This is a genomic window from Sphingobium sp. FW306-1B-F04DB, from assembly GCF_058781925.1.
This window is the reverse complement of sequence record NZ_JBYSXE010000040.1, coordinates 1-18,630: the sequence shown is the minus strand read 5'-3', so window position 1 is coordinate 18,630 and position 18,630 is coordinate 1. Positions and strand designations below refer to the sequence as shown.

Genomic DNA, 18,630 nt, shown 5'->3' with positions numbered 1-18,630 from the left:
TCACTGAGGTGGGAGGTCAATTCGCTATGCTGCGCGTTCTGTTTCTGAGCGTTCCGCTCGTCCTTGCGACGTGGCAGATGCCGAGCCCCGCCAGGGCGCAGGAAACCACCAAGGCCGAGCAGGGCACGCCCTGCAAGCTCTCCAAGAAAAAGAAGCAAAGCTCGGCGATCCTCGGCGGCATCCTCGGCGGCATCGCAAGCAGCACGATCGGGCGCTCGGGCGGGATCGCGGCCTATATTCCGTTCAACACGGTGAGCACCAGCCTGACCGATGCAATCGCCTGCAGGCTCGACGAGGATGAGCAGAAAAAGGCGGCCAAGGCGACCGACGTCGCGATCGCCAAGGGCGTCGGCGGGAGCGAGAGCTGGTCCAGCACCACGCGCGAGGGCGTCAGCGGCACCTCGACCGTCACCGCGCAGACCGCGGGCGCTGACGGCGCGGACTGCGTCACGGTCGACGATGTCGTCATCGTCAATGGCGAAGAGACCGTAGCCTCCAAGCGCATGTGCAGGGCGCAAGGCGCGTCGGGTTATGCAGTGGTCTGATCTCCGGCGTCCGCGCCGCGCGGCGGCGGCGCTTGCGCCACTGCTGTTGCTCGCCGCGGCGCCCGCGGGCATGGATCCCGACAATCCGACCTGCCCCAAGGTGCTCGACTGGAGCAGCTATCCCGAGATGCGCTTCACGCTGCGCGCGGAACAGGGGCGGCGCGTTCTGCTCGCCGAAGGCAAGATCGATACCGGCATGGTCACGCGGCTGGCCGATGCGATTGAGACCAACAAGCCGATCCACGAAATCTGGATCCGCTCGCCGGGGGGCAACGCACGCACGGGCAACGAGGCAGGACGGCTGATCCGCAGCCTCAACATCGCGACGCGGATCCCGAGCGGCTGGGCGTGCTTCAGCGCGTGCAACTTCGTCTTCATGGGCGGGCCCGTACGCTGGGTCGATCCCGGCGGGCTGTTCATCGTCCACATGTTCACGCATCTCTCCGATCGCGACGCGGTGAAGGAGGATCTGGCGCAGGGCACAGACAGCGCGATCGCGACGATCGGGGATATCGAACAGGGATCGGCGCTGCTGGCGAGTGACGACAATGATTTCCTGATCCGCATGGGCGTGTCACGCAAGCTGCTGACCGAGGTGATGTACCGGCAGAAGGCGATCGCGGGGCAGGGCGAGGACCGTTCGACGCGGCGCTGCCTGACGGCCGACGAGCTCTTCAAGTATCGCGTCACCAACGTCCGCTGACCCAAGCCCGCGCGGCGCCGGAGCGTCGCAAGGCGCGGATGCGCTCGCATCCTAGCGCTTCTGCAGGAATCACCGCGCTGGCAATTCGCGGCAGGAGTGCTATCGAGCGCGCCAAATCTCCTGATTGGCTGATGACGTGACCGACCTTTCCAAGATCCGAAACTTCTCCATCATCGCGCATATCGACCATGGCAAGTCGACGCTCGCCGACCGCCTGATCCAGCGGACGGGCGGGCTGACCGACCGCGAGATGTCGAGCCAAGTCCTTGATAACATGGACATTGAGAAGGAGCGGGGGATCACGATCAAGGCGCAGACCGTGCGCCTCGACTACAAGGCCAGGGACGGCGAGACCTATACGCTCAACCTGATGGACACGCCGGGGCATGTCGACTTCGCTTATGAAGTCTCCCGCAGCCTCGCGGCGTGCGAGGGCGCGCTGCTCGTCGTCGACGCGGCGCAGGGCGTCGAGGCGCAGACGCTGGCGAACGTCTACCAGTCGATCGAGCACGACCACGAGATCGTCCCCGTCATCAACAAGATCGATCTGCCCGCGGCGGAGCCCGAAAAGGTGAAGGCCGAGATCGAGGAGGTGATCGGCCTCGACGCGTCGGAGGCGGTGCTCGCCAGCGCCAAGTCCGGGATCGGCATCGACGAGGTGCTCGAAGCCATCGTCCACAAGATCCCGCACCCCAAGGGCGACCGCACCGCGCCCTTGCAGGCGATGCTCGTCGACAGCTGGTACGACCCCTATCTGGGCGTCGTCATCCTCGTCCGCGTGATCGACGGCGTGCTGAAGAAGGGCCAGCAGATCAAGTTCATGCAGGCCGACACCATGCACCTGATCGACCGCGTCGGCTGCTTCCGCCCCAAAATCGAGCAGCTCAGCGAACTCGGCCCCGGCGAGATCGGCTTCATCACCGCGCAGATCAAGGACGTGGCGCAGGCGCGCGTCGGCGACACGCTGACCGACGCGAAACGCCCCGCCGCCGAAGCGCTGCCGGGCTTCAAGGAAGTCCAGCCCGTGGTGTTCTGCGGGCTCTTCCCCGTCGATGCGAACGACTTCGAGAAGCTGCGCGAAAGCATCTCCAAGCTCCGCCTCAACGACGCGTCGTTCAGCTTCGAGATGGAGACGAGCGCCGCGCTCGGCTTCGGCTTCCGCTGCGGTTTCCTCGGCCTGCTCCACCTCGAGATCATCCAGGAGCGGCTGACCCGCGAGTACGATCTCGACCTGATCACGACCGCGCCCTCGGTGGTCTACAACATCAAGCTCACCCACGGCGGCGGCGAGCTCGACCTGCACAACCCCGCCGACATGCCCGATCCCAACAGGATCGAGCAGATCGACGAGCCGTGGATCGAGGCGGTGATCTATGTCCCCGACGAGTATCTGGGCCCGATCCTGAAGCTCTGCCAGGACCGCCGCGGCATCCAGAAGAACCTGACCTATGTCGGCGGCCGCGCGCAGGTGACGTACGAGCTGCCGCTGAACGAAGTGGTGTTCGACTTCTACGACCGCTTGAAGTCGATCAGCCGCGGCTATGCGAGCTTCGACTATCACCAGATCGGGCATCGCCCCGGCGACCTCGTGAAGATGAACATCCTCGTCAACAACGAGCCCGTCGACGCACTCAGCATGATCGTCCACCGCAGCGCCGCCGAGGCGCGCGGGCGCCACATGTGCGAGCGGCTGAAGGACCTGATCCCGCGCCACCTGTTCAAGATCCCGATCCAGGCCGCGATCGGCGGCAAGGTGATCGCACGCGAGACGATCGCGGCGCTCCGCAAGGACGTGACCGCCAAATGCTATGGCGGCGACATCACGCGCAAGAAGAAGCTGCTGGAGAAGCAGAAGGAAGGCAAGAAGCGGATGCGGGAATATGGCAGCGTCCAGATCCCGCAGGAGGCGTTCATTGCGGCGCTTCGGATGGGGGATGAGAGTTAGCTTTTTCTCTTCACTGCTAGAGCGGGAGTAGAGCAGGTGGGGGGGGGGGGGGCCCCCCCCCCCCCCCCCCCCCCCCCCCCCCCCCCCCCCCCCCCCCCCCCGCCCGGATGCGTGAGTAGGGCAGCGTCCAGATTCCGCAGGAGGCGTTTATTGCTGCACTTCGGATGCAGCTATTCTCTTTTTTTGCCCTCAGGCTTCTCTCCGCCCTCTTTCTTCTCTCCTGTCCCCGTGCATCTCCGAAATCCCGCGTCGCAGGCCCTTATGGGGTTGAGTTTGTAACACTCGATTTGTGCAGCCTTACAACATTTTGTTAGTTCGTCGCCTTTCACCCCGCTGTCTTTACACCCCTTGTAGAATTTATCGATCTCAGCCTCCGGTTTCGGCCCGCCTTCCTGTGCTCCCACCGCCAAGGGGAGGCTGGTCATAACCAGACCAGCGAGCGCGAGGCCAAGTATCCTGTGTATCTTCGTAGTCGTCATGGCAGGTCTCCCTGATTGCCAGGCCATCAGCCAGGCTGACTCCAGACTCGGAGCCAAGTAACAGTGACCAAGTCCGGACGGGCCGAAGCGGGCCCATTATCGTTCGATCGGCGCTATGCCGGGATCAGCCCGAAGCCCTCCCCCGTCATCCGGACCGACGCCGATAGAGAGGCCGATGGAACGGCTCTCTTTACCCGATTGCGCTTCGCGGGGCCAGACATCTCGCGGCGCCCCCGTGGACTAATCCTGTCGAGATACAGGCGCCCTTGCGGCTAACGCCGCCACTTACCGCCCTCGACCGGCTCCCACCGAAGCGAGCCCCGAAGGACGATCGCTAAGCCGCCATCAGCAGCTCGATCCGCTCAACCTCACGCGCGAATTCGAAACAGAGCTGATCGCGCTCATCGTCGGGCAGCCAGCGGGCCATCTGCGGGAACACGACCTTGTGATACTTGAAGGTGCGCGCGTCCCACGGCGCGCGATCGGTTGCCGCCTTTGCTGTCGCCAGTATCTGCGCCAGCTCCTCGCGGATTTCGCCACGGTCGGGTTCGAAGGATGTCGGCGCCCGATCATCGCCGAGATCGAATCCGAGCTGTTTGGAGTTCGACGCAAAAAGATCGTTCATCACGATGCTGCGGCGTCGCGGCTGAAGGTCGGCAGCGGCTTTGTCGACAAGGTGCCCGCTGCGGTCTGGGCCTATGAGGTGTCGGGCAAGCAGGTGCTGCGCCAGTGGTTCAGCTATCGCCGCAGGAGTCGCGAGCGCCCGCAGATCGGAGACCGGCGCCCGCCCTCGCCACTCGGCGACATTCAACCCGATCACTGGCTGCCGGAATATACGAGCGAGTTGATCAACGTGCTTGGCCTTCTTGTCGAGCTTGAGCCCAAACAGGCAGGGCTGTTGAACCGCATTTGCGACGGGCCGCTCATTCCGGCGTCACGGGTGACCAGCTAGCCCGATCGGGACCGCCCCTACCGCCTCGCCGCAAATGCCCAGCGCAGCGTGGCGGCCATGCCGAAGGTGGCAGCGCGGATCAGCAGGGGCGAGGCGGGGGCTTCGAGACGAAGCAGGGCGCGGGCCCAGCCGGGGAGCAGGTCGACCGCCGCGAGCGCGAGCAGGTGCTGGGCCGAAGATGTCATTACGTTGGGCGCCCGCTGGGTGAGGATGAGGCGGGCGACCTCGCGGCATTCGCGCGAGGCGGAAAGCTCGGGGCGCATCGCGGCGATCAGCGCGGCGGCCTCGGCGCGGGTGCGGGGTACGGGATCGGCGCCGAGCCTGCGCGCAACTTCGGCGGATTCGGCGAAGTAGCGGTCCTGATCGGCGCGGCTCATGCGCGGCTCGGCATAGGTGATCCGCGCCTTGAGGAAGCTCGTCGCTTCGGCGACATGCACCCATGCGAGCAGGTGCGGATCGCTGGCGTGATAGGCGGTGCCGTCCGCGAGCGTGCCGTTGACGCGATCATGGATCGCGCGGACGCGCTCTATGGCGGCCTCGGCCGTAATGTGGTCGGCATAGGTGGTGATCGCGATGAAGCGCGCGGTGCGGCGGAGCCGGCCCAGCATGTCGTCGCGGAAATTGGAATGCTCGAGCACGCCCGCGAGCGCGGCGGGGTGCAGCATCTGCAGCAGCAGCGCGGCGGTGCCGCCGACCATCATCGTCGTGACGTCGCTGTGAACGCGCCGGATGACCGAACCGGGCGGGAACAGCGCGTCGTCCGAGCTCTTGACGGGCCTTTCCCCTTTCGCCCGATCGTTGAAGACCGAGCGCACCTGGCCCACGATCCGGCCGCGCAGCGCGTGGACGGGGTTCAGGAATGTCCCGGCGGACATGGTTCGGGCTCCAGCGACGCCATCACGCGCTAAACGCGCCAGTCGGGCCCGGGTTACAGGCGGAAAAAAAAGACCAGCTAGGCCTGCTTGCCGTCCGCGATCCATTTGCGGAACAGCGCGACCTGCTCGGCGGGCCAGCCGCCGTCGCAGGGCATGTCGCCCGCCTCGAGCCGGGCGAGGATCGCGTCGGCGCTCCCCGCGACGGCGTCATAGTCGCCGAGGTCGAGCTGGGCTGCGCGGAGCATCGAACTGATATCACGTTCACGAAACAAGGGCCGGATATCGCGCGCAAAGCTCGCGGCTGCTGCCTGTTCGTCCGTGGTCATGCTGCTCTCCCTATCCTCTGTGCCAGCGGCCGTGGCGCGGTGGCGGTGCTGCGTCATCCCGCCCGGCCGGGAAAGGGAAGCGCAAGGGCAAAAGCGCTGACGGGCCGTCGCGGTTCCATCGATCGCTTTTCGACGGGGTGCTGCCCCCGATCGGCTACCGATATCGCGCCCAGTCCACTGGCCCGCGCAGCACCTCCCACGCCGCGCGCTTGGCGGGATCGCGGGCGAGCTCGCGGAGCTGGCGGTGGTGGAGCGCCTCGAGCTGTTTCATGAGCGCGGCGTTGGTCTCCTCCTCGGTGGCACGGGGCTCGGGTGCAGGGGCGGGCGGGTGCCCGCGGCCGGCGGGGAGCGCATAGACGCCGACATGGTGCCTGAGGATGAACATCAGCAGCCGGTCATTGTACGAGCGCTTTTCGCCGACCTGCTCGCCCTTGTGGAAGACGGGGATCGGCACGCCGTCGATCGCGCGCTCGATCGCGATGTCGCGCAGGTTCTGGACGCCGAAGTCGAGCGCGGCCTCCCATGCGGCGCGGAAGCTCTCCGCGCCGGGCGCACGGCGCAGCGCATAGGCGCCCTCGGACGCCATGTTGATGCGCCCCGCGGCGTGGCGGACGCTCCCCGTTTCGGCGAGCGCGTCGATAAAGGCGCGCTGGCGCTCGGGGGTCCAGCCGTCGTGCCGGTATTTGCGGGGGACCGGGGTGAAGGTCGGTATGGGCTGGCGCTGGTCGCGCGGCACGGGCAATCGGTTCTGCATGGTGACGATAAATAACCGATATGGTTATCTGTAGGACAGCGCAAAATGTGGGGGCGGTGCGAGCGCGGTGCGAGCGGGCGGATAGGGGCGTGACGCGCACGGCATTGCACCAGATATCCGCGATCAACCCCAATATCTGGTATTTTTCGCCGGGTGATCGTGTGCCGGCCGGATGCGCCGCGGTGGAAATTGGCGCAAATCCGCGGTTCACGACGATTGGCATGGATGCTGCTTAGCGTCGGGCACAACCCCAGTCGGAGCCATTCCATGCAAGCCCCCCAGACCCATGCCACCCAGCAGGACAATCTTCTCGGCATCTGCGCCGCGATCGGCGAGGATTTCGGCTTCAACCCGCTCTACCTGCGCATCGCGCTTGCAATGGGCCTGCTGTGGAACCCCGTGGCGGTGATCGGCGGCTATGCCGCGGCGGGGGTGGTTGTCGGTCTGTCGCGCGTGCTCTTCCCGACGCGCCGCCGCCGGATCTCGTGGCCGTGGCGCCGTGCGGCCGAAGCGCGCCCCGCGCAGGTGCTGGCGCTGCCCGCCCCCACAGCCGAAATGGCCCACGCCGCCTGACGGCCGTTTCGTCGCGAATTCGCGGGGCCCCGGCATCGCGATGCTGGCCCTCGCGGCGCGACTGGCGTATTATCGCGAGCCCGACGCAGCATCCTTTTCGAGGGTCTGTCGCGTGGCGAACCCCGGATGCGGCGCCTGCTGCCACTGGAAGGATTCGCCATGTCCATCGCCCCCCGCCTCCGCCAATATCTCGACGATCAACGCGCCGATTACGAAGTGGTCGAGCACAAGCCGACCAAGTCGGCGATGCAGAGCGCCGAGGCCTGCCATATCCCCGCCGACCGCATCGCCAAGGGCGTGCTGCTCGATATCGGCGACGACTATCTGCTCGCGGTGCTCCCCGCGGATCACCGGCTCCAGCTTTCGGACCTCAAGGAAGAACTCGGGCAACGCCCGCAACTCGTCGACGAGACCGCGCTCGAACAGGTGTTCAGCGATTGCGAGATGGGCGCGATCCCCGCGATCGGATCGGGCTATGGCGTCTCGACGATCATCGACGACAGCCTCGACAACCAGCCCGACCTCTATTTCGAGGCGGGCGACCACAAATCGCTGGTCCATATGAGCCAGCGCGAATTCGCGCGGCTGACCGGCTCCGCGCGCCATGGCAGCTTCAGCACGCACTGGTCGATGATGGACGGGTAAAAAACGGCGGGGGAAGCCCTAGACCTTGATCGTTTCAGGCTGAATCAGCCTGAAACATGAATCAAGGTCTCAACAGTTTGAATAGAGCCTGATTCACGGCATCGGTGGAAGCGCGAAGCGCCCCCCCCACCTCAACCGATCAGGCTCTACGGCTTCCCCGCCATCCTCCGGGGAGAGAGGGTAGGATCAGGCGCCGACGGGCTTGCCGTCGGTGCGGCGGACGACGATGGTCGAGGAGCGCGGCTGCTTGCCGGCCTCGGGCCAGTTGCCCGTGGGGTGCTGGATGTTGACGAAGAAGGCGGTGAGGTCGGGGCTGTAGGCGAGCCCGGTGATCTCGCAGCCCGCGGGGCCGACGAGGAAGCGCGTCGACTTCTTGGTCGCCTGGTCGACATGGAACATCGCATTGTTGCCGAAGGCCTGGTCGATCGTCGTGCCGGCGAGGCCCGAATTGCCGGGGACCGAGTGGTCGGTCTGCACCCAGAGCCGGTTCTGCGGGTCGATGCGGATGCCGTCGGGGCTCGAGAAGGTATCGCCGACCATATTGCCCGTGAGGTTGGCGCCGCCCGCGGCGAGCGAGGGATCGCCCGCGAGCAGGATGATCTCCCAGGTGAAGCTCGTCGCCAGCGGCGAGTCATTCTGTTCGCGCCACTTGATGATGTGGCCGTGGAGGTTGCGCGTGCGCGGATTGGCGGCGTCGACGACCTGGCGGCCCGAATTGTTGGTGAGCGTGCACAGGATCGACTTCTTGTCGGGTGCGACGGTGATCCATTCGGGGCGATCCATGACGGTGCCGCCCGCGACGCGCGCCGCCGCCTTGGTGTTGATCAGGACGTCGGCCTGGTTGTTGAAGTTGACGATGGTCGGCGCCACCGCACCCTGCGAGGTGTTGCCCGGATCGGTCGCGCCTACGGTGAGGCCGTTCTTGCCGTGGGTCAGCTCGCGCCATTCACCGGTGCCGTCGGCATTGAAGCGCGCGACATAGAGCGTGCCCGAATCGAGCAGGTCGGTATTGGCCGCGCGGCTCGAGGGCGAGTAGGGGCGGCTGGGGATGAACTTGTAGATGCAGCCGGGCGTGCCATCATCGCCCATGTAGAAGGCGACGCGGTTGCTCGAATCGAGCATGAAATCGACATTCTCGTGATCGAAGCGGCCCATTGCGGTGCGCTTGGTCGGCTCGGCGAGCTTGCCCTGCGGATCGATCTCGACGACCCAGCCATAGCCTTGCGCGGGCTGTGTCGGATCGAGGTAGTTGTCGGTCGATTCCTCGCAGGTGAGGTAAGTGCCCCATGGCGTCGCGCCGCTGGAGCAGTTGTTGAGCATGCCCTTGACGGTGGTGCCGACCACGCCCGCAGCGGGGCCGCCAACGCGGTAGGTCGTGTTGCCCGTATAGCGCTTGTTGTACGGCGAATCCTTGATCACCGACCATTTGCCGTCGGTGCCGCGGCGCACCTCGATCACCGAGATGCCGACCGCCGAGAGCACGATCTTGCGCTGATCCGGCGTCAGCGTCGCAAGGTTGGGGCTGGTGCCCGGCGCGACGCCGGCAAGCAGGATGTTGTAATCGGGAAGCTCGTGGTTGATCGCGAGCAGGCCGCCGGTGTTGGCGCCGATCGTGGGAATCGCGAAATAGTGCATGCCGTCATGGTTGCCGCCCGCGACCTTCTCGGTCTGGTCCGGTGTCAGGAACGTGCCCTGCGACCAGGCGACCGCGCCGGGGACGACCGCGTCGCCCGCGGAGAACAGCGTTTCGACGACATAGCCAGCGGGAACGGTGACCGCGTCGGCATTGGTCTTGGCGACGGGCTTGAATTCCACCGCAAAGCTGGTCGGCGTCGGAGTTGGCGAGGTGGGTGTCGGCGTGGGGGTAGGCGTCGGCGACCCGTCATCGTCGCAGGCCGCGAGCAGAGAGGTCGCGCCAAAGGCATAGGCAAGCGACAGGCCCAGACCCTGTTTCAGGATCGTGCGGCGCGCCGGATTGGCGGCGACGATATCCTCGAGCGAATTGCCCGGAACGTTGCAATCTGGATTCGCCTCGCGCTGTGCGGCACGGGCCTCGTCCGTCAGATAGGACATGGAATCACCCCTCTTGTGACTGGCTGGATTCGGCCGTCGCGGTCAGCGCCGCCGTGCAAGCGCGCTTAAGGGGTGATGGTGACTCGCTATGGTAACAGCGATGACGATTTCATGTCATTTCAAATGGATGATTGTAACAAAAAGGAGCCGGCCCCCGCTTTGGGAGCGCATCGGGGACCGGCAGGGGAAGGGGCGCCTTCGGGGTCAGGCGATCTCCAGCCGGCCATTCATCCGGATGGGCTGGTTGAGATTGAAGAAATTGGGTGACGTCTTCATGACGGCCTGGTGGATTTCTTCGAACTGCTCGGGCGTGCCCGGGCCGGCGATGCGCACGGTATAGTCGATCTGGCGATAGCCAGGGGGAACGCTTTCATCGAGCCCGAGGAAGCCGCGCAGGTCGAGCGACCCGCTGGTCTCGATCTCGACCGAGCGGAGTTCGATGCCGTGGAGCGCAGCATTGGCGACATAGCCCACCATCATGCACGCATTGAGCGCGGTCATCAGCAGTTCCTGCGGATTGGGCGCGCTGTTGCCACCAAGCAGCTCGTGCGGTTCGTCAGCGACGATCTTGAAGCGCCGCTCGATCTTCTCGCCGCCGAGTTCATAGCCCTCGACCACCGATTCGCTGCGCGTCTGGCCAGTCCACCGCGTCCTGACGCGAAAGCTGACCGCGGCGTTGGCGGTATCGTTGCGGATGCTGGCGACCATATGGTCGAGCGCATCGAGGTCGAGTCCGTTGACTTGGTTGCGTGTCATGGTGTCCGTCATGACTATACTCCTCCTTCTTCAGTTATGGTTTTTCACGCGAAAACAGGGGCGACGGCCGCGATCCGCGTCTCGGCCTCGGGTGAGAGCGCCGCGAGCGTGGCGCGGAAGCGGGGATGCACCATGCCCGAGCCGAGATAGGTCCAGCGCGCGGCCTGATGCTGATGGGCAAGGAACGCTTCGCGCGCCTGCGCATCGAGCGTGCGTCCCGTCGCGCGCTCGAACGCATCAAGGTTGAACGCCGTCTGCGTCTTGAGCCCGGCATCGAGAAAGGCGCCGATCTCGAGATATTCGTCGATCGCGTAGGCGATGCCGCGCTGGTCGCGGCCGTGCGCCAGCGCCTCGACCATCAGCGTGTCGAGTTTGGCGTGCTGCGCCTCCTCCATCCAGTGGTGCTTCAACAGGCTCTTGAAGAGCGGATCGAGCGCTTCATCGTCGCGGACGCTGTCGACATAATGGCTCTGCGTCATCCATTCGACCTGAAGGATGACGAGCGCCACCGCGAGTGGGTCGTGGCGCAGCACTTCCGCCGCCACCGCGTCCGGAGGGCCGATGACGGCACATTCGGTGCCGAAGTCGCGGACAAAGGCCTGGTGGAAGCACTTGAACAGCTGGATGTGCTTGGCTTCCTCGCCCGCGAACTGGAGCAGTGCGCGGACGCGCCAGTCATCGCCGCTGAGGTGCGGGCGTGCATGATCGAGCACGAAGGGCAGGACGAATTCCTCCACCAGCCCGAAGATGCTCAGATATTCGTGCCCGCGGATCTGGTTAAGGATGATCTGCTCGCGGGGGGAGAGCCCCTCCATGCTCCCAGTGCGCGCGAGCGCCTGGGGCATGAAGGGGCGGGAAAAGTCGAGCGTGGCATCGGGGCCGATCACATCCGCGATCTGCCAGGTGGCACGCTGCGAGGCTGATAGAACCGCTTCATAGCTGAAGTGCTGGAACATCGGGGGGCTCCTTGTCCGGCATTCAGGCGAAGGGGGCTGCGGCGCTCGACAGAGCGATGGCGCTGCAGAAAACGGCACAGATGCTGAGCGCTATCGCGCGCAGCAGGGCGTTCGACTTGGCATTCATGTCTGGTCCTCCACATGCGGCCGGGTCGCTGGCCGCGAAGGGGGGAATGCCGGTGCCGTGTGGAAAGCGATGTGGAAAAATGCGTTTGAATTGCCGTGCGCGGCAGCAAAGGTTAAATTTCCACGCATGAGCTCCCTGAGCGACCCCCCGGCGCTCGAGCTGAAGCTGCTCGGTGCGATGGCGCTGACGCAGGGAGGGGCCGATGTGCCGCTGCCCGCGTCCAAGAAGACGCGCGCGCTGCTTGCCTATCTCGCGACGAGCGACCGGCCGATCCGACGCGACCGGCTGTGCGAACTCTTATGGGAAGTGCCCGACGATCCGCGTGGCGCGCTGCGCTGGAGCCTGAGCAAGCTGCGCGGGGTTGTCGAGAAGGACGACGCCTGCCGGCTGGTGGCCGATCGCGAAACGGTGCAGCTCGATTGCGCGGGGCTCGCGGTCGACTGGCGCGCGCTGCGCGCGCTTTCCGCCGAAGACATCCGCAAGACCGACACCGAGACGCTGCTCGCGGCGGCGGCATGGGGCGATGGCCAGTTCCTCGAAGGGCTCGAACTGCCGCGCTGCGACAGCTTCCAGGCCTGGCTCGTCGCGATGCGCGAGGACGTGCGGCTGTGGCGCGTCGCGCTGCTGCGCGAGACGACGCGCCGGCCGATCGACCCCGAACGCGCGCTCGAGCTGGCGCGCGAATGGACGATGCTCGACGGCTATGATGCGCTCGCGCGCGTGGCGCTGATCGAGCTGCTCGACCGGACGGGGCGGCGCGCCGAGGCCGACCAGCAGCGCGCACTCGGCATCCGCAAGCTCAATGAAGGCGATGTGCCGATTCCCAATGCGATGCGCAATACCGGCGCAGCCGCCGATCCCGCGCCGGAAGCGGATGCTGCGCCGTTGCCCGTGCAGCACGTGCATTTCTGTACCGCCTCGGACGGCACCGGGCTCGCCTATTCGGTGGTGGGCGAGGGGCCCGCGCTGGTCAAGGCGGCCAACTGGCTCAACCATCTCGAATATGACTGGGACAGCCCGGTGTGGCGGCACTGGCTGCGCGCGATGCTCGAGCATGGCCGCGTCGTCCGCTATGACGAGCGCGGCAACGGGCTGTCCGACTGGAACACGCCGAGCATCAGCTTCGAGGATTTCGTCGACGACCTTGAAAGCGTCGTCGATGCCGCGGGGCTCGACCGTTTCGACCTGCTCGGCATCTCGCAAGGGGGCAGCGTGTCGATCGCCTACGCGGTCCGCCATCCCGAGCGCGTGCGGCGGCTGATCCTGTACGGCGCCTACGCCACGGGCTGGCGCGTCCGCGCCCAGCCCGGAGAGATCGAGCGGCGCGAGGCGATGCTGACGCTGACGCGCGAGGGCTGGGGGCAGAACAATCCCGCCTTTCGCCAGATGTTCACCTCGCTCTTCTTTCCCGAAGCGCCGCATGACGCGATGGAGTGGTTCAACGAACTCCAGCGCATGACGACCTCGCCCGCCAATGCCGAGCGGCTGCAACTCGCCTTTGGCGCGATCGACGTGCGCGAGCTGCTCCCCAAGGTGAGCGTGCCGACGATCGTACTCCATGCGCGCGACGACGCGGTGATCCCCTTCACCGCGGGGCGGGCGATCGCCGCGGGGATTCCGGGCGCCGAATTCGTCGCGCTCGAAAGCCGCAATCACCTGCTGCTCGAACATGAGCCCGCCTGGCCCAAATTGCTCGAAAGGGTACGTAAGTTTCTTGCCTGACCGTCTGTGTGGCCGAAAGTGTCGGTTTGTCTGCACAACAAACAATCTTATTGCGCCACCCTTAGGAAAGGAGGATAATCCGGCAGGTCGCAAAAAATGGGGGAACACTATGCTGTTCGCCATCATTGCGCCCGCCAATGCCCATTCGCTGGAGCTGTGCGGTATCCTCGACGCCCTGGCCGAAGCGAACGCCATGCTGCCGCCCCAGCGCCAATATGAAGCGGTCATGCTCGCCGAGCAGGCGCAGCCCATTTGCTGCCATTCGGGGCTGCGCGTGATGCCCGACGGCGTGCTCGAGGATCTTGACGGGCCTGCCGACACGCTGATCGTCACGGGCGCCTATGGCCTGCCCTTTCCCCCGACATCCGAGGCGGCGGACTGGTTGCGGCGCGAGGCAATGGCGGCGCGGCGGCATGGCTCGGTCTGTACGGGCGCCTTCTGGCTGGGCGCCGCGGGGCTGCTCGACGGCAGGCGCGCGACGACGCACTGGGCCTATGCCGCCGAGCTGGCGCGGCAATTCCCGCGTGCGCGGATCGAGGCCGACCGGATCGTGCTGCGCGACGGGCGGCTGATCACCGCGGGCGGCGTCACCGCCGCAATCGACATGACGCTGGCGCTGATCGAGGAGGATCACGGGCGAGCGCTCGCGCTGTGGGTGGCGCGGCGGCTGGTGACGTTCCTCCGCCGCCCCGGCGGGCAGGCGCAATACAGCGTCCACCTCGCCGGCCCGGCCGCGCTGCGCGAGAATATCGGCCGCATCCAGATCCGCGTGCGCGACCATCCCGAGGAGAATCATTCGCTGGGCGCGCTCGCGCGGCAGGCGCATATGAGCGAGCGCAATTTCTCGCGCGTATTCCGCCGCGAGACGGGGATGAGCGCCGCCGACTATGTCGAAAAGGCTAGGATCGACGCGGCGCGGCGGATGCTCGAGGCGGGGCCGCCCAGCGTCGATGCGATCGCGCTCAAATGCGGATTTTCGGGGCAGGACGCTATGCGCCGCGCCTTTGTCCGCCAGATGCGCGTAACCCCCGGCGCCTATCGCCGTGCCTTTCGCTCGAGCCTTGAGGGCGACCAGAACGCGTGATCCCGACTATGGCTGCTGCACCCGCACAAATTTTGGCATTGTTGCATAATTGCACCAGTCGGTAATTTTCTAAGTTGTTGTCATCCCAGCGCAACATTTGGGGCTTCTAGGGGCGCCGGATTTGCTGCAGTGCAGCGCCACAACAGATTGCGCTTTTTGCAAGCGGCGCAGGTCGCACGAAGGGGAAATAGATGAAGAAGACACTGTTCTACGGTGCGGCCACGGTCGCCCTGATGATGCCGGCTGCGGCGTTCGCGCAGTCGACGGGCTCGATCGACTTCGAAGCGGAAGAGATCATCGTGACCGGCGCGCGGGCCAATGAAGGCCTTGCCGGCGTGGTCACGCCCGACACGTCGAAGGCCAAGCAGGTGCTGACGCAGGAATTCATTTCGCGCCAGGCGCCCGGCCAGACGATCAACGACATCATCAACCAGATGCCGGGTGTCAGCTTCCAGAACAACGACCCCTTCGGCTCGGCGGGCGGCAAGATGTCGATCCGCGGTTTCGACAACACGCGCATCAACCAGACCTTTGACGGTATCCCGCTCAACGACTCGGGCAACTACGCGCTCTATTCGAACCAGCAGCTCGACCCCGAGCTGATCGAACAGGTCAACGTCAACCTCGGCACCACCGACGTCGACAGCCCGACCGCCGCGGCTTCGGGTTCGACCGTCAACTATCGCACGCGCACCCCCGATGAGGACTTCGGCGTCAAGTTCGTCGGCTCGGCGGGCGATTTCGATTTCTTCCGCGTGTTCGGCATGGTCGACACCGGCGAGATCGGCCCCTGGGGCACGCGCGCGTTTGTCTCGGCGAGCTCGGCGACCAACGACACGGTGTTCGGCAATGTCGACACGCCCACGGTCAAGGCGCACCAGGGCAAGATCGACAAGCAGCAGTACAACGCCAAGATCTACCAGCCGATCGGCGACAGCGGCGACTTCGTCGCGATCTCGGGCCACTACAACCAGAACCGCAACAATTTCTTCGGTTCGGTGCCGCTGCGCCTCGACACGGCCGGCAATCGCATCGTTCCCAACCGTTTCCCGCTGAACAAGGATGATCGCGACTACACGATCGCGCGCTGCCAGATCAACACGGTTGCCCGTCCGGGCGTCGTCGATTCGGCCAACAGCTGCGGCTCGACCTTCGACGAGCGCTTCAACCCGTCGAACACCGGCAACATCCGCCTCAACTCGCGTTTCACGCTGACCGACGGCCTCGTCCTGACGGTCGATCCGAGCTTCCAGTATGTGAAGGCCAATGGCGGCGGCACCGTGGTCGGCCAGGAAGCGCGTCGCGACGTCAATCCCGCGCGCCCGAACCCGGCGCTGCCCGACTCCGTGGCCAATCCGAACTTCGCCAACTGCAACACCACACCCAATGGTGCGATTGTCAGCTGCCAGACCGGCTATATCGGCGGCACGCCCTATTATGGCCGCGACCTCAACGGCGATGGTGATACGCTCGACTCGATCCGCGTGCTCGCGCCCAGCCAGACCCAGACCAACCGCTATGGCGTGATCGCGGGTCTGCGCTATGACATCGACGACACCAACGTCGTCCGTCTGACCTACAGCTATGACCGCGCGCGTCACCGCCAGACCGGCGAGACCGGCTTCCTGCGCCTCGACGGCTCGCCCGTCGATGTCTTCCCGGTCAACGATCCGCTCAAGGATGTCGACGGCAACGTGCTGCAGAAGCGTGATCGCAAGTCGATCGCGACGCTGCACAAGATCGCGGGCGAGTATCGTGGTGAGTTCGGCCGCCTGACCGCGAACGTCGGCCTCGCCGCGTCGTTCTTCAAGCGCGACCTCACCAACAACTGCGCCACCTCGAGCGTGACCGGCTTCGTCGAGTGCTTCGGTACCAACGCCGCGGGTCTCGCGGCCTGGCTGGCGGCCAACCCGACCGTGAACACCGGTGCAGCTGGCATCCAGCCGGTTCAGGGGCCGCAACAGCGCATTCGCAAGTATGACAAGATCACCCCCAATGTGGGCGTGACCTATGACATCACCGACGACCTGACCATGTTCGCCAACTATTCGAAGGGCGTTCAGGTGCCGGGTACGGACAACCTGTACAACGCGTTCTTCTTCCCCGCGGACACCGAGTCGGCCAACCCGGTTCCCGAGACGACCGATAATTTCGACCTTGGCTATCGCGTCCGTTCGGGCACGATGCAGGCGCAGGTTTCGGCCTGGTACACGATCTTCAAGGATCGTCTGGCCTCGTCGTTCGACCCCGAAACCGAGCGCAACGTCTATCGTAACCTCGGCAAGGTCGAGAAATACGGCATCGACGCCAGCGTTTCGTACCAGCCGATCCCCGAAATCTCGCTCTACGCCTTCGGTTCGTACCTGAAGTCGAAGATCAAGGACGACGTGCAGATCGGCGGCACCGCTGCCGCGCCGATCTTCGCCGACACCTCGGGCAAGCGCGAATCGGGTGCGCCGACCTTCACCTGGGGTGGTCGTGCACAGGGTCGCCTCGGTCCGGTCGAGCTCGGCGCGCAGGTCAAGCGCACCGGTCCGCGCTACGTGAACGACCAGAACACGCCGCTCTTCCAGAACGGTGTCGCGGTCTATCCCAACAAGGCGCCGGCCTATACGCTGGTCGACCTCGACGCGCGCGTCGCGCTCGACTGGGCGGGGCTTGGCGACAAGACCTATCTCCAGTTCAACGTCACCAACCTGTTCGACAAGCTCTATGTCGGCGGTTTCGACGGCCAGCTGGCGAACAACACGGTGCCCTTCACGCAGATCGGCGCGCCGCGGACCTTCATCGGCTCGCTCATCGTCGGCTTCTGATCTCTTTCAGAACCGCATGAACAAGGCCGCCGTCCCGAAGGGGGCGGCGGTTTTGTTTTGGGCTGGGGCGAACGGCTCAGGCCGCGTCGTCGAGCGCCTTGGCGTAGATGCTCTGGCGGGGGCGTTCGAACAGCTTCATCACCATCGGCTCGAAGAAGCTCAAGGGCGCACTCTCGTAATTGGGATCGAAGGCCGACTGGTCGTATTTCTCGCAGAATTCCGCGCATGCCTCGAAATGCGGGTGGCCGCGATATTGTTCGCGCAGGTCGCGGTCCATGCCGAGATAGTGGAAGAAATAATAGCCTTGGAAGATGCCGTGCTGCGCGGTGATCCAATGGAGCTCCTCCGAGACGAAGGGCTTGATGATCGCCGCGGCGATGTCGGGATGGTTATAGGCGCCCAGCGTATCGCCGATGTCGTGGATCAGCGCCATCACGACATAGTCGTCGGGGCGCCCGTCGCGATGCGCGCGCGTCGCGGTCTGGAGCGAATGCTGCATCCGGTCGACTGGAAAGCCGCCATAATCGCCCTCGAGCAGACGAAGATGGTCGAGCACGCGCTTGCCGCCATTGGCCGCAAAGGGGCCGAAATGGCTGGCGATCTTCATCCAGTCTTCCTGCGTGCCATTCTCCATCGCGGTGAACTGCGCGCGGTCGTGCGTCTCGAGCGTCATGGCATCCTCTCCGGTATGTTTTGTCGGAGAGGATAGCGCCGGCCGTGTCAGGTTGCAAAATGCGACCTTTTGCGCCGTCTGTTCCACAGCCATTCGCCCAGCAGCGCCGCGACCATCGTCGCGCCGGTGAGGGGGAAGAGCGCGCCGAGCACGAGCATGATCGCCGCCACTCCGCGCGTTTTCGCGGGATCGCGCGCGGCCGGCGGGATGGCGAAGCGGCGCTTCCACCAGAGCACGGGCGCGCTGATCGCGAGCAGCAGGACGGCGATGCAGCCGATGAGCATGATGAGGCGATTGGGCTCGCCATATTGCTCGCCCTGATGGACCGCGATGCCCCATTCGATCGCTTTGGCACCCTTGCCGAAATCGGCCCAGCGCGCGTCCTGCAGTATTTTGCCGGTTGCGGCGTCGATATAAAGCACGCGCGTGTCGGCGGTGCGCGGGCTGGCATCGGTGACGAGCCATGGCGCGCCGGGGGCGGTGGGCAGCACCATCGTCCAGCCGGGGCCGATGCCGCGCGCGGTGGCGATCGCGGCGACGCGGTCGGGGCCGATCGCGCGATGGTGCCCGCCATGCGGGGGAGCTGCGGCCTGCATCGACCAGGGGAGATCGGCGGCGGGGGCATGGTG

General features: G+C 65.6%; 20 protein-coding genes. 10 read left to right on the top strand and 10 right to left on the bottom strand.

Annotated features, from left to right (window positions below):
* The first annotated feature begins 26 nt into the window (after positions 1-26).
* The 3 genes from AC3WJD_RS15975 to lepA all read left to right on the top strand — a co-directional run bounded on the left by AC3WJD_RS15975 (position 27) and on the right by lepA (position 3,193).
* Positions 27-545, top strand: a complete 519-nt coding sequence (locus AC3WJD_RS15975) for a hypothetical protein (RefSeq protein ID WP_492747698.1) — start codon at positions 27-29, stop codon at positions 543-545.
* Positions 532-1,248 (top strand): COG3904 family protein, encoded by a 717-nt coding sequence (locus tag AC3WJD_RS15970; RefSeq protein WP_492747697.1) that lies wholly within the window; start codon positions 532-534, stop codon positions 1,246-1,248. Before AC3WJD_RS15975 ends, AC3WJD_RS15970 begins: the two co-directional genes overlap by 14 nt.
* 136 nt (positions 1,249-1,384) lie before the next feature.
* The gene (gene lepA, locus AC3WJD_RS15965; RefSeq protein WP_492747696.1) at positions 1,385-3,193 is read left to right on the top strand and encodes a translation elongation factor 4; all 1,809 of its coding nucleotides are present in this window, start codon (positions 1,385-1,387) and stop codon (positions 3,191-3,193) included.
* A 170-nt stretch (positions 3,194-3,363) separates the two neighbouring features.
* Here the strand turns inward: lepA and AC3WJD_RS15960 are convergent, their stop codons facing one another.
* The gene (locus tag AC3WJD_RS15960) at positions 3,364-3,672 is read right to left on the bottom strand and encodes a hypothetical protein (RefSeq protein ID WP_492747695.1); all 309 of its coding nucleotides are present in this window, start codon (positions 3,670-3,672) and stop codon (positions 3,364-3,366) included.
* Positions 3,673-4,006: 334 nt separating this feature from the next.
* Positions 4,007-4,297: a hypothetical protein gene (locus AC3WJD_RS15955; RefSeq protein WP_492747694.1), complete on the bottom strand. Its 291-nt coding sequence runs from the start codon at positions 4,295-4,297 to the stop codon at positions 4,007-4,009.
* 51 nt (positions 4,298-4,348) lie between these two features.
* Here AC3WJD_RS15955 and AC3WJD_RS15950 point away from each other — a divergent pair, with 51 nt between their 5' ends.
* On the top strand, positions 4,349-4,624 hold the full coding sequence (locus AC3WJD_RS15950; RefSeq protein ID WP_492747693.1) for a hypothetical protein: 276 nt from the start codon (positions 4,349-4,351) through the stop codon (positions 4,622-4,624).
* A gap of 17 nt (positions 4,625-4,641) precedes the next feature.
* Here the strand turns inward: AC3WJD_RS15950 and AC3WJD_RS15945 are convergent, their stop codons facing one another.
* The 3 genes from AC3WJD_RS15945 to AC3WJD_RS15935 all read right to left on the bottom strand — a co-directional run bounded on the left by AC3WJD_RS15945 (position 4,642) and on the right by AC3WJD_RS15935 (position 6,579).
* Complete coding sequence (locus tag AC3WJD_RS15945) at positions 4,642-5,499, bottom strand: oxygenase MpaB family protein (protein WP_492747692.1); 858 nt, start codon at positions 5,497-5,499, stop codon at positions 4,642-4,644.
* Between the two features lie 77 nt (positions 5,500-5,576).
* Positions 5,577-5,825, bottom strand: a complete 249-nt coding sequence (locus AC3WJD_RS15940; protein WP_492747691.1) for a hypothetical protein — start codon at positions 5,823-5,825, stop codon at positions 5,577-5,579.
* Positions 5,826-5,979: 154 nt separating this feature from the next.
* The gene (locus tag AC3WJD_RS15935) at positions 5,980-6,579 is read right to left on the bottom strand and encodes a hypothetical protein (RefSeq protein ID WP_492747690.1); all 600 of its coding nucleotides are present in this window, start codon (positions 6,577-6,579) and stop codon (positions 5,980-5,982) included.
* A gap of 89 nt (positions 6,580-6,668) precedes the next feature.
* Between AC3WJD_RS15935 and AC3WJD_RS15930 the strand changes: the two genes are divergently transcribed.
* The 3 genes from AC3WJD_RS15930 to AC3WJD_RS15920 all read left to right on the top strand — a co-directional run bounded on the left by AC3WJD_RS15930 (position 6,669) and on the right by AC3WJD_RS15920 (position 7,797).
* Positions 6,669-6,815: a hypothetical protein gene (locus AC3WJD_RS15930; RefSeq protein WP_492747689.1), complete on the top strand. Its 147-nt coding sequence runs from the start codon at positions 6,669-6,671 to the stop codon at positions 6,813-6,815.
* A gap of 31 nt (positions 6,816-6,846) precedes the next feature.
* Positions 6,847-7,152, top strand: coding sequence for a PspC domain-containing protein (locus AC3WJD_RS15925; RefSeq protein WP_492747688.1), 306 nt, complete (start codon positions 6,847-6,849; stop codon positions 7,150-7,152).
* A gap of 159 nt (positions 7,153-7,311) precedes the next feature.
* Positions 7,312-7,797 (top strand): aminoacyl-tRNA deacylase, encoded by a 486-nt coding sequence (locus tag AC3WJD_RS15920; RefSeq protein ID WP_492747687.1) that lies wholly within the window; start codon positions 7,312-7,314, stop codon positions 7,795-7,797.
* 186 nt (positions 7,798-7,983) lie between these two features.
* On the opposite strand, the gene AC3WJD_RS15915 is transcribed toward AC3WJD_RS15920, so the two are convergent.
* From AC3WJD_RS15915 to AC3WJD_RS15905, 3 genes are all read right to left on the bottom strand, one after another.
* Positions 7,984-9,870 carry a PhoX family protein gene (locus AC3WJD_RS15915; protein ID WP_492747686.1) on the bottom strand — a complete coding sequence of 629 codons (1,887 nt, stop codon included), beginning with the start codon at positions 9,868-9,870 and terminating at the stop codon, positions 7,984-7,986.
* 204 nt (positions 9,871-10,074) lie between these two features.
* Complete coding sequence (locus AC3WJD_RS15910) at positions 10,075-10,638, bottom strand: OsmC family protein (RefSeq protein ID WP_492747685.1); 564 nt, start codon at positions 10,636-10,638, stop codon at positions 10,075-10,077.
* Between the two features lie 32 nt (positions 10,639-10,670).
* Complete coding sequence (locus AC3WJD_RS15905) at positions 10,671-11,582, bottom strand: diiron oxygenase (protein ID WP_492747684.1); 912 nt, start codon at positions 11,580-11,582, stop codon at positions 10,671-10,673.
* A 253-nt stretch (positions 11,583-11,835) separates the two neighbouring features.
* On the opposite strand from AC3WJD_RS15905, the gene AC3WJD_RS15900 reads away from it, so the two are divergent.
* The 3 genes from AC3WJD_RS15900 to AC3WJD_RS15890 all read left to right on the top strand — a co-directional run bounded on the left by AC3WJD_RS15900 (position 11,836) and on the right by AC3WJD_RS15890 (position 17,328).
* Positions 11,836-13,431, top strand: coding sequence for a bifunctional AfsR/SARP family transcriptional regulator/alpha/beta hydrolase (locus tag AC3WJD_RS15900; RefSeq protein ID WP_492747683.1), 1,596 nt, complete (start codon positions 11,836-11,838; stop codon positions 13,429-13,431).
* Between the two features lie 109 nt (positions 13,432-13,540).
* Positions 13,541-14,515, top strand: coding sequence for a GlxA family transcriptional regulator (locus tag AC3WJD_RS15895; protein WP_492747682.1), 975 nt, complete (start codon positions 13,541-13,543; stop codon positions 14,513-14,515).
* Positions 14,516-14,706: 191 nt separating this feature from the next.
* Positions 14,707-17,328 carry a TonB-dependent receptor gene (locus tag AC3WJD_RS15890; RefSeq protein WP_492747681.1) on the top strand — a complete coding sequence of 874 codons (2,622 nt, stop codon included), beginning with the start codon at positions 14,707-14,709 and terminating at the stop codon, positions 17,326-17,328.
* A gap of 76 nt (positions 17,329-17,404) precedes the next feature.
* Here the strand turns inward: AC3WJD_RS15890 and AC3WJD_RS15885 are convergent, their stop codons facing one another.
* Both AC3WJD_RS15885 and AC3WJD_RS15880 read right to left on the bottom strand, forming a co-directional pair.
* The gene (locus AC3WJD_RS15885) at positions 17,405-18,001 is read right to left on the bottom strand and encodes an HD domain-containing protein (RefSeq protein WP_492747680.1); all 597 of its coding nucleotides are present in this window, start codon (positions 17,999-18,001) and stop codon (positions 17,405-17,407) included.
* A gap of 47 nt (positions 18,002-18,048) precedes the next feature.
* The coding region (locus AC3WJD_RS15880; RefSeq protein WP_492747679.1) for a PepSY domain-containing protein at positions 18,049-18,630 on the bottom strand (582 nt) is incomplete at its 5' end.

Bases quoted from the DNA above. Each gene is read 5' to 3' on its own strand.
- AC3WJD_RS15975 (WP_492747698.1), top strand. From the start codon at position 27: ATGCTGCGCGTTCTGTTTCTGAGCGTTCCGCTCGTCCTTGCGACGTGG.
- AC3WJD_RS15970 (WP_492747697.1), top strand. From the start codon at position 532: ATGCAGTGGTCTGATCTCCGGCGTCCGCGCCGCGCGGCGGCGGCGCTT.
- AC3WJD_RS15960 (WP_492747695.1), bottom strand. From the start codon at position 3,672: ATGACGACTACGAAGATACACAGGATACTTGGCCTCGCGCTCGCTGGT.
- AC3WJD_RS15955 (WP_492747694.1), bottom strand. From the start codon at position 4,297: ATGAACGATCTTTTTGCGTCGAACTCCAAACAGCTCGGATTCGATCTC.
- AC3WJD_RS15945 (WP_492747692.1), bottom strand. From the start codon at position 5,499: ATGTCCGCCGGGACATTCCTGAACCCCGTCCACGCGCTGCGCGGCCGG.
- AC3WJD_RS15940 (WP_492747691.1), bottom strand. From the start codon at position 5,825: ATGACCACGGACGAACAGGCAGCAGCCGCGAGCTTTGCGCGCGATATC.
- AC3WJD_RS15935 (WP_492747690.1), bottom strand. From the start codon at position 6,579: ATGCAGAACCGATTGCCCGTGCCGCGCGACCAGCGCCAGCCCATACCG.
- AC3WJD_RS15925 (WP_492747688.1), top strand. From the start codon at position 6,847: ATGCAAGCCCCCCAGACCCATGCCACCCAGCAGGACAATCTTCTCGGC.
- AC3WJD_RS15920 (WP_492747687.1), top strand. From the start codon at position 7,312: ATGTCCATCGCCCCCCGCCTCCGCCAATATCTCGACGATCAACGCGCC.
- AC3WJD_RS15915 (WP_492747686.1), bottom strand. From the start codon at position 9,870: ATGTCCTATCTGACGGACGAGGCCCGTGCCGCACAGCGCGAGGCGAAT.
- AC3WJD_RS15910 (WP_492747685.1), bottom strand. From the start codon at position 10,638: ATGACGGACACCATGACACGCAACCAAGTCAACGGACTCGACCTCGAT.
- AC3WJD_RS15905 (WP_492747684.1), bottom strand. From the start codon at position 11,582: ATGTTCCAGCACTTCAGCTATGAAGCGGTTCTATCAGCCTCGCAGCGT.
- AC3WJD_RS15900 (WP_492747683.1), top strand. From the start codon at position 11,836: ATGAGCTCCCTGAGCGACCCCCCGGCGCTCGAGCTGAAGCTGCTCGGT.
- AC3WJD_RS15895 (WP_492747682.1), top strand. From the start codon at position 13,541: ATGCTGTTCGCCATCATTGCGCCCGCCAATGCCCATTCGCTGGAGCTG.
- AC3WJD_RS15890 (WP_492747681.1), top strand. From the start codon at position 14,707: ATGAAGAAGACACTGTTCTACGGTGCGGCCACGGTCGCCCTGATGATG.
- AC3WJD_RS15885 (WP_492747680.1), bottom strand. From the start codon at position 18,001: ATGACGCTCGAGACGCACGACCGCGCGCAGTTCACCGCGATGGAGAAT.